Below are 14,931 nucleotides of genomic sequence, written 5' to 3'. Positions count from 1 at the left end.
CCTGTTATTGATCTTGTAGCACCGCCACTCCCGGTAATTCTTTTCCTTCCAAAAACTCCAAGGATGCGCCACCGCCGGTGGAAATATGATCAACCCGATCGGCCAATCCGGATTTTTTGATGGCTGCTGCCGAATCCCCGCCACCGATAATGGTCATGGCTTCGCTGTCAGCGACGGCTTCAGCCACGGCATTGGTTCCTTTGGCAAATTGATCAAATTCAAAAACACCCATGGGGCCATTCCAGATCACCAGCTTGGACTCTTTCACAATCGCCTTGTACCGTTCTCTTGTTTTGGGGCCGATATCGACCGCTTCCATGTCTTCGGGAATCTGATCAATATCCACTGTTTTCACCGTGGAAGGATTGGGGCCGAATTCATCGACAACCACCACATCCACCGGCAGTTCAAACCGGACACCTTTTTCTTCCGCTTTTTGCATGAATGATTTGGCCAATTCCACTTTATCCGGATCGAACAACGATTTTCCGATTTCATATCCTTTGGCATGGACAAATGTATAAGCCAATCCTCCGCCGATGATCAAATGGTCCACTTTATCCAGCAAATTTTCAATGACGCCGATCTTGTCTTTCACTTTGGCTCCACCGATAATCGCCGTGAACGGACGTTTCGGATTGTTGAGCGCACTGCTTAACGTTTCAATTTCTTTTTGCAACAAAAGCCCGGCAACGGCCGGCAGATATTCAGCCACTCCGGCTGTGGACGCATGGGCGCGGTGAGCGGCGCCGAAGGCATCATTGACATATAAATCAGCGAGACGGGAGAAGGCTTTGGAAAGCTCCGGGTCATTTTTTTCTTCACCGGGATGGAAACGGACGTTTTCCAAAAGCAACACTTCTCCGTTCTTTAACGTTGACACTTTTTCTTCCACTTCCGGACCTGCCACTTCATCAACTTTGATCACCGGTTGCTTTAAGTATTCCGAAAGCCTTTCGGCCACCGGATTCAAACGCAACTCCTCCACCACTTTCCCTTTCGGCCGTCCCAGATGGCTGGCGAGCACGACTTTGGCGCCTTGTTCCACCAAATGGCGGATGGTGGGAAGGGCCGCACGGATCCGGGTGTCATCAGTAATTTTCCCGTTTTGCAACGGAACGTTGAAATCCACGCGGCAAAACACGCGGATTCCGCGTACATCCACATCTTTGACTGATTTCTTGTTCAAGGGGACTCCCTCCTTAATGCATGAGAAAGAGGAGAATGGTTCTCCTCTTTTCAGGTTCAATTCCGAAATCAGTATAGCATATTTTCAATTAGTATAACTTATTGATCTTTCAACTTTACAGACCTTTGCTGGCAATGTAGCTGGCCAGATCCACCACGCGGTTGGAGTAACCCCATTCATTGTCATACCAGGAAACGACTTTCACCATGTTTCCTTCCAATACCATCGTGGACAGTGCATCAATGGTGGAAGAATGAGGATCACCGTTGTAGTCGACAGACACCAGCGGTTCCTCGGAATAGTTGAGGATGCCTTTCAACTCTCCTTCTGCCGCTTTGCGCAACGCTTCATTCACTTGTTCAGCGGTGACTTCCTGATCCAATTCGGCAACCAAGTCCACAACAGATACGTTTTTGGTCGGAACCCGCATGGCAAAACCGTTCAATTTCCCTTTCAATTCAGGCAGTACCAAGGAAACGGCTTTGGCAGCCCCCGTGGTGGTCGGAATGATTGATTGACCCGCTGCACGTGCACGGCGCAAGTCTTTGTGAGGCAGGTCCAAAATTTGTTGGTCGTTGGTGTAAGCATGGACGGTGGTCATCAAACCGCGGCGGATGCCGAAGTTCTCATGCAAGACTTTGGCAAAAGGTGCAAGACAGTTGGTGGTGCAGGATGCATTGGAAATCACGTGATGGGAAGCAGGGTCGTATTTTTCATGGTTAACCCCCATCACAATCGTGATGTCTTCCCCTTTGGCCGGAGCGGAAATAATCACTTTTTTGGCTCCGCCGATCAGGTGTTTGGCGGCGTCATCCCGGTTGGTGAAGCGCCCGGTGGATTCAACAACAATTTCCACACCATAGTCTGCCCATTTGATTTGGGCCGGATCGCGTTCAGCCAACACTTTGATTTCCCGGCCGTTGACGCTGAAGCCGTTTTCGGTGGCTTCCACTTCGCCGTCGAATTTTCCATGAACCGAATCATATTTCAGAAGATGGGCCAGTGTTTTGGAGTCTGTCAAATCATTGACAGCCACCACTTCCAATTCCGGATGGTTCATCATTGCCCGGAAAACGTTGCGTCCGATACGGCCAAATCCGTTAATTCCCACTTTGATCATGGTAAAATTCCTCCTTGTTATCTATGCAAAGTATCACTGAGGACGGAACCGTCCAAGCGGTCTCATTCCAGCGACAAAATCGCTTTGGCGGCTCCCTCGTCAGTAATCAAAATATCTCTGGAAACCTTGGTGCTGATGGCCCGGATGGCTTCCGCCTTACTCGAGCCGCCCGCCACCGCAATGATATTTTTGGCATTGGCCAAATCATCCAACTTCAAACCCAAGGATTGCACACGGTAAACAATCTCCCCGTTGCGGTTGAAGTAATATCCGAAAGATTCCCCAACCGCCTGTTCACGCTGCAACTTGTCCAAGACGGCTTGGCTTGATTTTCTCCGCACTGCCATAGTCATAGCATTGCCAATCCCGTGAATGACAATGTGCGCTCTTTTAAGGGATTCCAGCACTTCCTGAATATGCGGTTCGCGAAGCAACGTTTGGTAAGCCTGGTCGCTGACTTGGTCCGGCACATGCATCATGCGGTAATGGCCTTTGGTTTTTTTGGCCATGAGCGAAGCAATGTAGTTTGCTTCCAATTCCACCGCTTCCCCGACCCCTCCCCGGGCCGGAACAAACATGGTGGATTTGAAAGCGGAAGACGGCATCATCATTTCCGCGACAGCCAACATGGTGCTCCCTCCGGAGACGGCAATCACCTGATCCGGTTCTGCAATTTTCCGGAGGAATCGCGCACAAGCCCTTCCCATTTCTTTTTTCACCCAATCCGATTGATCCGAGTCGCCGGGAACAATGATGACTTTTTTCAAGTTGAGGCAGGACTCCAAATCACGCTCCAATTGATTGAGTCCAAACAGCTCTTTCATCATCGGTTCCATCTCGGACAACAAATCGGCTCCGCTTTGGGTCAGCCTCATGCCGCTGGAGTCAACAGCCACCAAATCCTGTGTCCTTAAAAAATCGACTTCGGCACGAAGCACGCGTTCGGTGAAATCCAACACGCCGGAAAGGCTCCGCCGTCCCACGGGTTGCATCAATTGAATATGCCGCAGTATCTCATACCGCTTATGCATAACCCTCAGCAAGTCAGGCAATAATTGTTTCTGCAAATTGAGTAGATTTTTCATCAAACCCCCACCATTGGGACGCGATATGTCCCGTGTAGAAAAAATCGTCCCAATCACTCCAAAAAAAATCCCCGATGCTGGGATCAGTTTTATTTTATCCTAAGAGGGCAGTCTTTGACAAGTTTCCTCCGGCCTGATTTTATTGAACATTCACAGAAAACGCTTTCGTTTTGCAGATGATGCGATTCCCATTTCATCCCGGTATTTGGCCACGGTGCGCCGGGAGATCGAAACCCCCTCTGCCTTCAACAGATCCGCAATCTTCTGATCGGATAACGGCTTGGCTTTATCCTCGTTTTCAATCATTTGCCGGATTTTTTTCTGCACCGCACTTTGCGCCATGTCCACTCCGGTATCGGTCTGTAAGCCGGAAGGAAAGAAAAAACGGAACGGAAACAAACCGTTTGGCGTCTGCATGTATTTATGCTGGGTCGCCCGGCTGACCGTCGATTCATGGAGATCGACTTCTTCGGCAATTTGCTTCAATGTAAGCGGCTTCAAATGATCAACCCCGAGCTCAAAAAAGTCACGCTGCCGCTTCACAATGGCTTGGGCAACACGGTAGATGGTGTCTCTGCGCTGCTCAATCCCCTTCATCAGCCACAAAGCGGACTGCACCCAGTTTTTCAGATACCGGCTAACCTCTTCGCCCAACTCATCTTTTTGCCGCAACAATTGCTGATAATACCGGTTCACGGTCAGATTCGGCATATCCCCTTCATTCAGGAGAATCACGTATTCATCCTCCATTTTCTCGACATACACATCCGGTGACACATAACGGGGAGGAGATGAATGAAATTGAAGACCGGGTTTGGGATTGCACGATTTAATCTCTTCCACCGCACGATGCACTTCACTCAGATCCACTTGCAAGGCATCGGCGATCTTGCGCCATTTGGCATCCGCCACATCCGGCAAATGCTCCCGGGCAATGCGGATGGCTGTTTCATTGACACTCTCCCGCCGGCACAACTGCAGCTCCACACATTCTCCCAGCGAGCGGGCACCCACACCAGCCGGCTCCATCGATTGAATCACCTTCAAACACTTTGCAAACATCCCGCCATCGATATGCAAGCGCTTACATGCTTCACCGGAACCCAAATCCAAATATCCCTTTTCATCCAGATTGTGAATCAAATACAAACAAACCTTCCGTTCTTTTAAAGTCAGGGAATACTCGCAAAGTTGCGCTTCCAATTCATCGGCCAGCGTTTGATGTCCCGTGACAAAAGACTCAAACGACGGTTCGTCCGGTTCTTTCCGGTAGCCGATCCTGCTTTGCCGGGGCAAGTCACGCATATACTCCATCCACCGGTCCAAATCCGGCTCTTTTTTCTCTGCTTCGGAAACATTCAAAACCGGGTTTTCCATCATTTGGTCTTCTATATATTTTCGCAAATCGGTTGCGGAGAATTGCAAAATCTGAATCGCTTGGCGCAGTTCCGGGGTCATCACCATCTTCATCCGCTGTTCCTGAATCAAGCCAAAACCCACTTGCAGAGCCATTCTCTCATCCACCTCCGCCTACATCATATATGCAGCTCAATAATTTCTTCAATAAACAATTTCAATTATATTTTATCATAATATACCATTCATCATTTTACGCTTTTTTTACCACTCTCTTCCTTGAAAAAAGGGCAAAAAACAAAAAAGGTGCTTTTTGCATAAAAAGCACCTTTTTCTTCTGATGGTGCGCCTACCAGGATTCGAACCTGGGCACCTGGTTCCGGAGACCAGTGCTCTATCCCCTGAGCTATAGGCGCACGTTTTTCGAGTTGACGAAAGAAATTATATCACGGAAAAAATAATCATGCAAGATGTTTTTGGGAAAATTATTTCCAATTTCCGCAGGATGCTCTACACTAAACCCAGAATACATTTCAAAAAAGAAAAGGGGAGCCGAAACATGAACCATTTTCCAACATGGCCAGATTTCAAAGACATGGAGCTGGCATTTTTTCCGATCGGATCCACCGAGCAGCACGGATACCATTTGCCCACCAATACGGACAGCCTCATTGCGACCGCCATCGCCCAAAAGCTGGCAATGAAACATCAGGCATTTGTCGTTCCCACTCTGCCTTACTCTTGCTCCTTTGAGCATGCGGGCTTTCCCGGCAGCATCTCCCTCCGCATCGAGACGCTGTTCTCCATTGTCAAAGATGTGCTTTCTTCTCTGGAACAATCCGGGGTCAAGCGTTGCGTCATCATCAACGGCCACGGAGGAAACAAACTGCTTTCCAACTTCGCCCAGGAGCTCAATCAAAGCAAAAGCAGACTTTTGATCGCCCCGAGCCGGAAACACTGGGAACAAGCTTACCAAAAAGCGGGATTGTCATCCACCCCCTCTCAGGATATGCATGCCGGAGAAGGGGAAACTTCCATCTTGCTCCATTTGTTGCAGGAACAAGCGGTGCAATTGGAAAAAGCGGAAGATGTGGAAGTTTCCGACCGTCCCTTGTTGGAAGTTTTGGGAATGCAGGCATATACCAAAACGGGAACCATCGGTTATCCCACCCGTGCTTCCAAAGAAAAAGGGGAAAAGTTATTCAATGAATTGGTCCGGCAGATTGACCAAACCGTGACGGAATTTCTGCAAATATGAAAGCGATAAAAAACTTTTGAAAAAAAATTTTTTCTCTGCAACTCTTTTTCTGTTCCTTGCGTCTGTTAAGTAAATGGTCCTCCTAACCAGACTATTTTGTTTCCAAAGCTTTTTCGTCACGTTAGAAAAGGCCTTCTCTGTTTCTAAATTCTGTTTATGGACGAAGTCCCAGCTTCGTCCTCCCCCTTCTTTTTCTTATGGGATTCCCCTTATGACATAAATCCCTTTTATTTCAGGGCCCTTGAAGGCCCTGTTTTTTTATTCGTCAAAATTGATTTGACCTTTTTTGACCTTTGGGGTATCATAAAAGTAAAGCAACATCCATGTGGACAGATGAACCTTACCGAATGAAAACCATCCTTGATCCTTGAAAGGAGGGAAGGGTGCCGGACGATCCGTGCATCCCTGATAGATGAATCTAATCCCAATGGTTGTGGAACAAACCAATCGCGGTGAACGTTCCTATGATATTTATTCCCGCCTTTTGAAAGACCGGATTATTTTGCTGGGAAGCCCGGTGACCGACGAAGTCGCCAACTTAATCGTGGCCCAGCTTCTCTTTTTGGAAGCCGAAGACCCGGAAAAGGACATCCATCTGTACATCAACTCGCCAGGCGGCTCCATCACCGCGGGAATGGCCATTTATGATGCCATGCAATACGTCAAACCGGATGTCTCCACCATCTGCGTGGGATTGGCCGCATCCATGGGCGCATTCCTGCTGGCCGCCGGAAAAAAAGGAAAACGGTTTGCCCTTCCCAACAGCGAGGTCATGATCCATCAGCCACTGGGCGGGGCGCAAGGCCAGGCTTCCGACATAGAAATCCGGGCGAAACGAATTTTGCGGACCAGAGACCGCTTGAACAAGCTGCTCTCCGAATTCACCGGGCAACCGTTGGAAAAAATTGAACGGGACACCGACCGCGATTACTTTATGAGTGCGGAAGAAGCACTGAAATACGGTTTGATCGACCAAGTCATGAAACACAAATAAGCTTCGATGCCAAAAGACCTTGGGTGACCTCCCAAGGTCTTTTTATGCTTTCTACGGATTAATAAGGCGTCTCCATCCACTTTTCAGGAGGGACAATTTTCACATGAAACGGATTTGACGGGGTGGCCTCGTTCACTTTTTCATAAACCCGGTTGGCCAAATCCCGGTACTTTGAAGATGGAATGTGTTTTTCCGGCAAAATGTACATGATGATCTTTTGTTGTTTATACTCCACGCGGACATCTTCCACGCCTTCCACATCTCTGGCCACCTGCTTCATCTTGCTTTCCGGAAAACCCATATTGGTGAAAGAGTGGCTGTCTTTGTCCAGCCCTTCCCGTTCTGCGGGCTTTTCAAACCTTTGGCAGGCAAACAACATGACGGATAAAAGACAAAGAAAAAGGCAAAAAAACCGCTTCACAAAGAACACCTCCCTTTCTAGTTTGATGAAGGAAAGCGTTCTTTATGCGCAAAAAAGCCGAAGCAACGGCTTCGACCTGTTATTCATAATCCTCTGCTTTCAATCTTTGTTCCGTCAATACCAGGCTTCCCATCAGGATAAAATGGAACAGCGCGGCCATGCCCGGAAGTTTCAGTGCATAGGCCAATCCGCCTCCGATCACGGTCAATGCGATCCCTGATATCAAAACGGGCCAGCGCAACTTTTTCCACACCAAATAGCCGGAAATAACAAGCGGGATCATCACAAGCATCAACACAACCGGAAATTGGATCTGTTGCGGCACATATTGCACCACTCCGCTCACTTTTTTCGGGACGATTTCCACCCACAAAAAATTGGTGAAGATTCCGAGCACCGTCAAGAAAAAAGTATAAAGGTGATACACCACATGGGTCACAAAGTATTCCGACCATTCAATACGGATGCGCCGCATAATATCAAGGGATACATACACCAGCGTCGGAATCAGCAAAACATGGAGCAAATAACGGACAATGCTCAGCATCTCAAATAATTCGGATTGCCCCACCCAGATCCCGAGCGACAAAACCAAATTGTCATAAACGAATGCCAAAATGATGAATAAAATCCATGAAGTCCCCCAAAAAAAAGATTCCCGAAAGGAACGGAAACTCCAGATAAACAAAGCCAGATATCCAATTGTCAAAACCGGATAAAGGAAAGCATCCATAATTTCCTCCAATCATATGTATCCATCCAAGGGTTTCTTTGTCGGTTATCCAAACGTTCCCCCCAGATTTAATTCCATCATAGTCAAAATTTAACAATTCATACCCAGGAAATGTGACATGCTTTCAACGATCCCGTGTCGTTTTTGACATTCTTTTCCACTTCATGAAAGCGGGCTTGTTCTCTTCCGAAAACGCCCGCTTCCTTTTTTACTCCGGTCTGCTGACCAATTCCACCAGTTTTTCCACCGCTTCTTCCTCATCGGAACCTTCCGCGGTGATGGTGATTTCCGTACCGCGGGAGACCGCCAGGCTCATAATTCCCATGATGCTTTTGGCATTCACTTTTTTATTCCCTTTGACCACAAAAATATCCGAAGCAAACTTGTTCGCTTCTTGCACAAACAAAGCCGCCGGTCGGGCATGAAGTCCGGTTTCCAACTGAACGGTTACTTTTTTTTCTACCATCACAATCCTCCTTACTTCACAATTTCTTCGCAATTTCCTCCAATTTGCGGAGACGGTGGTTAATAGCCGACTTGCTGATCTTTCCTTCCGGCAACAACTGGCCCAATTCCGCCAGGTTGGCTTCCGGATATTTCAAACGGGCTTCAGCGACTTCCCGCAATTTTTTCGGCAATTGTTCCAAACCGATTTCCCGGTCAATCCGTTTGATGTTTTCGATTTGGCGCATGGCAGCCTGAATCGTTTTGTTCAAATTCGCCGTTTCACAATTGACCAGCCGATTCACCGAATTTCTCATATCTTTCATGATGCGTGCGTTCTCAAATTCGAGCAAAGAAGGATGCGCGCCGATGATATTTAAAAACTCCCCGATTTTGTCCCCTTCTTTAATATAAACCACAAAGCCTTTTTTGCGCTCAATCACTTTGGCATGCAAATGAAACTGATTCATCACTTCGCAAAGTGATTGACTATGGTCTTGGTAAGTCGATACAATTTCCAAATGATAAGAAGCGCTGTCCGGGTTGTTGACCGAACCGGCGGCCAAAAACGCTCCCCTTAAATAAGCTCTTTTGCAGCAAGGACGGCCAATGAGGCCAGGGGAGATTCCTTCGACCCTTTCCCATGAATTTTTTTTCATGATGTGCAGTTCTTCCAAAATCCGGCTCGTGTCCGAAGTCAAGCGTATCAAATAAACATTGTTTTTCTTCAAGCGGACTTTTTTGCGCACCAACACCTCGGGATGAATCTGATACAAATTTTTGACCAAAGAAAAAATGTATCGCGCGGTCGACGGGTTTTCAGTCACAATATCGATCATGGGCTTCTTGTGCATAATGTGAACCGTGCCGTTCATCCGGACCAATGCCGACAGTTCAGCCGTCTTGCAACAAGTCTCCGACTGAAGCTGGGTCAATTCTTTTTTGATCATCGCAGTAAATGACATAGAACATCCCTTCTTTTAACCACTTTGCCGCTTTTTCATGCGCTCATGTATCAAGCGGAAAATGTGTCCGCTGATCCGTTCGGCGTCATGGCGCAATACAGACTGATACAACAGCAAGTTATCGGCAACGACATGGCAACCGAGACGGTGAATCTCTTTCATGTCCGGCAAAACCATCTTTTGGCCCCGTTCGGCATATTGCTGTTGGATGGCAAGCGGTGGGACCTCATTATTGATGATGGCCACATCAAACAAGCGTTCACCAACGTGATCATAAATGGCTTGAATGTGGTCACTGGCAGAAAACCCGTCGGTCTCCCCGGGTTGCGTCATGACATTGCAAACATAAATCTTGCAGGCATCGGACTTGCGAATCATCCGGCTCATGTCTTTGACCAACAGGTTGGGAAGAATGCTGGTGTACAAACTCCCCGGCCCGACCACGATGCCATCCGCCGCCTCGATGGCTTCCAACGCCTCGGGAAGGGGATGCGGATCCGGCGGGTTTAAAAAAACACGGCGAATCGGCTTTCCGGTTTGCGGAATTTGTGACTCTCCCTCGACAATGCTTCCGTCCTTCATTTCCGCCATCAACACAACATCCTGCTCACTGGCAGGGAGAACCCGTCCGCGCACCGCAAGAACACGGCTCATTTCTTTGACCGCTTGCGTGAAATCCCCTGTGATTTCTTTCATCGCGGCGATCATTAAATTCCCCAATGTGTGCCCTGCCAAACCATCCCCGTTTTTGAACCGGTATTGCAAAACACTTTCCAAAAGGGGTTCCGTATCTGCAAGCGCAATCAAAACATTTCGGATATCGCCGGGGGGAGGCATCCGTAAATCATTGCGCAGCCGCCCCGAGCTGCCTCCGTCGTCTGCTACGGTCACAATGGCCGTGATCTCAATGGGCAACTTTTTCAAACCACGTAAAATAACGGACAATCCTGTACCGCCACCAATGCAAACCACACGCGGACGCCTAAATACATTCGAATTCAGGTTCTTCTTTGCCGACAATGCTATCCGCCTTTCTTCATGTCTCGATGTGCGATTCGACAATGCTCCTGTTTATTGAAAGTCTGATACAAATACTCTGCAATGGCCACGGAACGATGTTTTCCTCCCGTGCATCCGATTCCGATCACCAGTTGCGACTTTCCTTCCCGTGCATACCGGGGGATCAAAAACTCCAACAAAGTGGTCAACTTCTCCAAAAACTGTTTGGTTTCCGTCCATTTCATGACGTATTCGGCCACTTCGGGGTCCCGTCCGGTTTGCGGACGAAGGGAGTCAACATAATGGGGATTTGGCAAAAAGCGCACATCGAAAATAAGATCGGCATCGATGGGGATGCCATGTTTAAATCCAAAGGATACAAAGGTCACCATCATTTTGGCCGAATCTTTCTCCGAAATCATGACGGCGATTTTCTCCTTCAGATCGGAAGGCTTCAAATCGCTCGTGTCGATGAGATAGTGTGCACGGCCTTTGATCTCTTCCAACAACCTGCGCTCTTTTAAAATGGCATCCAACGGCGTGCTGCCGGGATAAAGCGGATGGCGACGCCTCGTCTCCTTAAACCTTCGAACCAGTGTGTTGTCATCAGCATCTAAAAAGATAATCCGCGGGTGAATCCCGTGATTTTTAACCAACAGATCCAGTGAATCAAGCAAAGAAGAAAAAAACTCCCGGCCTCTTAAGTCAATCACCACGGCCACTTTATGGTATTTGCTCTTTGATTCTTTCAGAAGCTCTGCAAATTTGGGCAGCAAGATCGGGGGCAAATTGTCTATGCAAAAGTAGCCTTGATCTTCCAAGCTTTGCATCGCTACGGACTTTCCAGCTCCGGACATACCGGTGATGACAACCATATTCACTTCTTGTTTTTGTTCCACGGCCATCACCTCTGAGGCAACCATTTCCTCTTATTATACATTATTTTCCCGTCCTTGCTAAAAGACCCGCAGCCCCGATGAATCCGGCTTGGTTACCCAACCGTGCCAACTCGATCCGGACACCTTGGCCGGCATTTTGTTGCACCTGCTTCCGGTAGTGGTTTTCCAAGGGCTTCAGCAAAGCATCCCCCGCCTTGGAAACACCGCCTCCTATAATGAACAGCGAAGGATTTACCACGACCGAAAGAATGGCCATCGCCCGGGCAAGCGCATCAACGGCCCTTTCCACTGTTCTTTTGGCCAGGAAATCTCCTTTTTCCGCTTCGGCGAAAATTTCTTTGGTTGACAACGTTCCGTTTTGAACCGGAAGTACCAGCGAAGATTCTTCCCCTGCCTCCACCGCTTCACGAACCAGCCGCACCATTCCGGTCGCCGATGCGATCGTTTCCAAACATCCGGTTCGTCCACAGTTACACAACACCCCGTCCGGATCAATCGGAATATGCCCGATCTCCCCGGCAATGCCCCGGGCACCGTGTAAAAGTTTGCCGCCGGCAATAATGCCTCCGCCCACACCGGTTCCGAGTGTGATCAACACCACATTTTGCTCACCGGCACCGGCACCGGTCCATACTTCTCCGAGCGCGGCAACATTGGCATCATTATCAATCTTCACAGGTACTTCAAACGCCGACTCCAGCTGATCACGAATCGGGACATCCCGCCAACCCAGATTGGTCAAATACTTGACAACACCGCCGGGAATATCGAGAAAGCCGGGCAATCCCACACCCACTCCCCCGATTTCCTCCCACGGCACCCGGGCCTCTTTGGCCAAGTCCTGTGTATGGCGTACCATCCGGCGAATCACGCCGTCCGGACCTTCTTCTTTTAGTGTAGGTTTTTCTATGTCTTTGATCACATTTCCGTTCTGATGAACCAATCCGATTTTCATATTGGTTCCACCCAGATCGATTCCGACGAAATACTGCTTCACGTCCACACCCCTCATCGTTCCGGCTGGATTAAATCTTTTTTCAAAATGTTTTAATAGCTATATTTTGATTCATTTTATAATATCATGATTAATTTATGTCATCAATGTAGAACTAAACCGCCGGCAAACACCGGCGGTTTCGGATTCAAAGCCTTTACACCTGGCTCAAAAAGCTTTCGATTTGTTCTTTTGTCTTTGCATGGCGACTCGGCAACCGGTCGACTTCTTTTCCGTCACGATAAACGATAAAGGTCGGGATTCCTTTTACATTGTATTCATCGGCAATTTCCTTGGATTCATCCACATCCAGCTCTGCAAATTCAAACCGCCCGGAAAAGCGATCGGTGATCTCAGGCAGATCAGGCGCGATCCGTTTGCAATCAATACACCACTTTGCACTGAATTCGACCACTTTATCCCCTTCTGCAATAAAGTCGTGAAAGTTTCCTTTGTCCACTTTTTTCACAACGATCCCTCCCCTTTCCTCAGGAAAAACATTCTTTGGCGATGGTTTCCAACTGTTTGGCAAGCCGGGATACCGTTGACATGGATACTTCGTATTTTTTGGCCAGTTCTCGCTGAGTCACGGCCACCCCATGATATTTTGCCGTCAAATATTCCAGAGCCGCCGCCCATCCCTCCACTTTTCGAACCACCGAAAAGTCACGGTTTCTTGCAGCCCATTCGAACCACAGCCGTTCGATCTCCTTACAGAGGTGGGCGGTGGATGTTTCCTGAACATGCTCCAGACAGCATTCCAACACTTTTTTCCACTTATGATTCACTTCAATGACCGAAGGAAGAGGATCTTCCGGTTCCCCGCTTTCCGTGCGGCTCAATTCGCGAAGCACCATTTGCGCCAACTGTTTCAATTCCTCGTCTTCTTCCGGTTGTGACACAAACTGCTCCAACAATTGTTTCACTTCATCATCCGAAAACCAAGTCAAAAACTTGATGACTTGCCTTTTCGTTTGATGATCGCCCCGGCTCAAAGCCCAGAAAAAAGCAGAGCGCAAAAGCAGATTGCTCTGTAATTGCTTGACAATCTCCTCGTTGGGGCCGAACAGTTCCATCCGGTTTAATTGCTCTTCAAACGGAAGCTGGTAATGATAAGGGAGCTTCGGCGGTTGATCCAACTCCACCCATTGGTCCATATGTTTGTAATAGAAAGCCGCGATCGCTTCCCTGCCTTCGAGATTCATTGCCTTTTTCCAATATTGCCGGGCTCTTTCAAAGCGGCCGCAGTTCCAAGCCGCAACCGCCGTGTAATGGTAAAGCCCGGGTTCCTGAATTCCGTCGACTTTCAAAAGGCGGGAAAATAATGCGTACGCCACTTCATGTTCTCCCAAAATCCCCAGCGTGGTTGCCAATTTATAAGTATTTTCCTGATGAAACGGAACCAGTTTTTTCAACATATCAAGAATGGCCCGTTCCTTTTTTTCGTCACCGAGATTCCGGGACAAAACCGCCAGATTGCACAATGCATGCAGATTATTGGGGTCGATCTTCAGCACATGTTCGATCAATCCCGTCGCCTTTTCCAAGTCCCCCGTGTAATAATAAGCCAATGCCAGATTGTTTTTCGCCGCCAAAAACTCCGGATGCGCCTCGGAAATTTCTTCGAGCAGTTGTATGGCCTGGAGAAACTTCCCTTCTTCCAAATAACTGCGTGCTCTTTCATGATCCTCAATATAGCCGGGCTGGTTCACCGGCTTCCATTCTTTTGGGGGACGTCCGAGCTCCTGGGCAATCATGTAAAGCATTTCTTCTGCTTCTTCTGCAAAGTCTCCGTAAGGATCCCGGCTCAAATATTGCAACAAATATTCTTCGGCCCGTTCCAAATCGCCCATGTTGGCCGCGTTATTCGCCATATAAAACCAGCATTCATATAAATCAGGATCCACTTCTTCCAAAACGGACATCAGCACTTGATTGGACTCTTGAAAGCGCCCCAGTTCCGAAAGAATGCCGGCCAGGTTGCAGTGATTCACCGGATTTCCCGGTTCCTTTTCCGTCGCCAAACGAAAATATTTGACCGCTTTGTCGTAACGGTGGCGGTCAAGGTAATATAAGGCCCGTTCAAAGAAAAAGCCGGCATCCATCCGCAAACGGATGATTTTTTTATTTTTTTGGCGGTCTGCTCCGGCCTGTGATTTTCTCATGAATTTCCCCTCCACCCAGCACAATGTTTTCGCCAGGCTGGTGTGTGGTTTTTTGGTAGTATACCAAATTCGTAACATTCTCAGGGTAATTGTCAACGATTTGACATAAAATGATGCAAATACAGAAATAAATTTCAAAACCCGAACAAGAAAGCCATGAATGAAGTTGTTTCATTATTTTATTCAATTATAGCGCAAACACAAGGGGATCACCAAGAATCCTGGCAAAAAAATGGATAATATTTCTAAAAGGATCCAACAAATTTTAACAGCCATCTTTTTAACATGGATCCATTTAAATATTACAAC

15 protein-coding genes and 1 tRNA gene are annotated in these 14,931 nt (G+C 48.0%); 2 read left to right on the top strand and 14 right to left on the bottom strand.

The genetic code is table 11. The annotated features are described in order from the left end of the window. Positions 1 to 4: 4 nt before the first annotated feature. From NYE37_RS02325 to NYE37_RS02305, 5 genes are all read right to left on the bottom strand, one after another. A complete protein-coding gene (locus NYE37_RS02325) occupies positions 5 to 1,189 on the bottom strand; it encodes a phosphoglycerate kinase (protein ID WP_049720656.1) in 1,185 nt (394 codons plus the stop codon). Between the two features lie 115 nt (positions 1,190 to 1,304). Then, positions 1,305 to 2,309 (bottom strand): type I glyceraldehyde-3-phosphate dehydrogenase, encoded by a 1,005-nt coding sequence (gene gap / locus NYE37_RS02320; protein ID WP_037996116.1) that lies wholly within the window; start codon positions 2,307 to 2,309, stop codon positions 1,305 to 1,307. Positions 2,310 to 2,371: 62 nt separating this feature from the next. Then, positions 2,372 to 3,394 carry a sugar-binding transcriptional regulator gene (locus tag NYE37_RS02315; RefSeq protein ID WP_037996115.1) on the bottom strand — a complete coding sequence of 341 codons (1,023 nt, stop codon included), beginning with the start codon at positions 3,392 to 3,394 and terminating at the stop codon, positions 2,372 to 2,374. 150 nt (positions 3,395 to 3,544) lie between these two features. Next, positions 3,545 to 4,906 carry an RNA polymerase factor sigma-54 gene (gene rpoN, locus NYE37_RS02310; protein ID WP_138614836.1) on the bottom strand — a complete coding sequence of 454 codons (1,362 nt, stop codon included), beginning with the start codon at positions 4,904 to 4,906 and terminating at the stop codon, positions 3,545 to 3,547. Between the two features lie 185 nt (positions 4,907 to 5,091). Continuing rightward, positions 5,092 to 5,166, bottom strand: a tRNA-Arg gene (locus tag NYE37_RS02305). 143 nt (positions 5,167 to 5,309) lie between these two features. On the opposite strand from NYE37_RS02305, the gene NYE37_RS02300 reads away from it, so the two are divergent. Together NYE37_RS02300 and clpP are read left to right on the top strand one after the other, a co-directional pair. Then, a complete protein-coding gene (locus NYE37_RS02300; protein WP_049720658.1) occupies positions 5,310 to 6,008 on the top strand; it encodes a creatininase family protein in 699 nt (232 codons plus the stop codon). Positions 6,009 to 6,420: 412 nt separating this feature from the next. Further along, complete coding sequence (gene clpP, locus NYE37_RS02295) at positions 6,421 to 7,002, top strand: ATP-dependent Clp endopeptidase proteolytic subunit ClpP (RefSeq protein WP_037997422.1); 582 nt, start codon at positions 6,421 to 6,423, stop codon at positions 7,000 to 7,002. A 58-nt stretch (positions 7,003 to 7,060) separates the two neighbouring features. On the opposite strand, the gene NYE37_RS02290 is transcribed toward clpP, so the two are convergent. The 9 genes from NYE37_RS02290 to NYE37_RS02250 all read right to left on the bottom strand — a co-directional run bounded on the left by NYE37_RS02290 (position 7,061) and on the right by NYE37_RS02250 (position 14,622). Further along, positions 7,061 to 7,423, bottom strand: a complete 363-nt coding sequence (locus NYE37_RS02290) for a hypothetical protein (RefSeq protein ID WP_037997424.1) — start codon at positions 7,421 to 7,423, stop codon at positions 7,061 to 7,063. A gap of 79 nt (positions 7,424 to 7,502) precedes the next feature. Beyond that, positions 7,503 to 8,156, bottom strand: coding sequence for a hypothetical protein (locus NYE37_RS02285; RefSeq protein ID WP_049720659.1), 654 nt, complete (start codon positions 8,154 to 8,156; stop codon positions 7,503 to 7,505). A gap of 208 nt (positions 8,157 to 8,364) precedes the next feature. Continuing rightward, positions 8,365 to 8,622, bottom strand: a complete 258-nt coding sequence (locus tag NYE37_RS02280) for an HPr family phosphocarrier protein (RefSeq protein ID WP_037997428.1) — start codon at positions 8,620 to 8,622, stop codon at positions 8,365 to 8,367. 16 nt (positions 8,623 to 8,638) lie between these two features. Next, complete coding sequence (gene whiA / locus NYE37_RS02275) at positions 8,639 to 9,565, bottom strand: DNA-binding protein WhiA (protein WP_037997431.1); 927 nt, start codon at positions 9,563 to 9,565, stop codon at positions 8,639 to 8,641. A 15-nt stretch (positions 9,566 to 9,580) separates the two neighbouring features. Beyond that, positions 9,581 to 10,567, bottom strand: a complete 987-nt coding sequence (locus NYE37_RS02270; protein ID WP_037997446.1) for a gluconeogenesis factor YvcK family protein — start codon at positions 10,565 to 10,567, stop codon at positions 9,581 to 9,583. A gap of 20 nt (positions 10,568 to 10,587) precedes the next feature. Then, a complete protein-coding gene (gene rapZ, locus NYE37_RS02265) occupies positions 10,588 to 11,469 on the bottom strand; it encodes an RNase adapter RapZ (RefSeq protein ID WP_037997447.1) in 882 nt (293 codons plus the stop codon). Between the two features lie 34 nt (positions 11,470 to 11,503). Continuing rightward, entirely contained in the window at positions 11,504 to 12,460 is a 957-nt protein-coding gene (locus NYE37_RS02260) for an ROK family glucokinase (protein WP_231564641.1), read from the bottom strand. 154 nt (positions 12,461 to 12,614) lie between these two features. Then, complete coding sequence (locus tag NYE37_RS02255) at positions 12,615 to 12,926, bottom strand: thioredoxin family protein (RefSeq protein WP_037997434.1); 312 nt, start codon at positions 12,924 to 12,926, stop codon at positions 12,615 to 12,617. A 19-nt stretch (positions 12,927 to 12,945) separates the two neighbouring features. Beyond that, positions 12,946 to 14,622, bottom strand: a complete 1,677-nt coding sequence (locus tag NYE37_RS02250; RefSeq protein WP_037997436.1) for a tetratricopeptide repeat protein — start codon at positions 14,620 to 14,622, stop codon at positions 12,946 to 12,948. Between the last annotated feature and the right edge of the window lie 309 nt (positions 14,623 to 14,931).

The organism is Thermoactinomyces sp. FSL K6-2592 (assembly GCF_038006465.1).
GTDB lineage: Bacteria > Bacillota > Bacilli > Thermoactinomycetales > Thermoactinomycetaceae > Thermoactinomyces > Thermoactinomyces vulgaris.
Note: the sequence above shows the minus strand (reverse complement) of the source record. Positions and strands in the feature narration are given on the sequence as shown.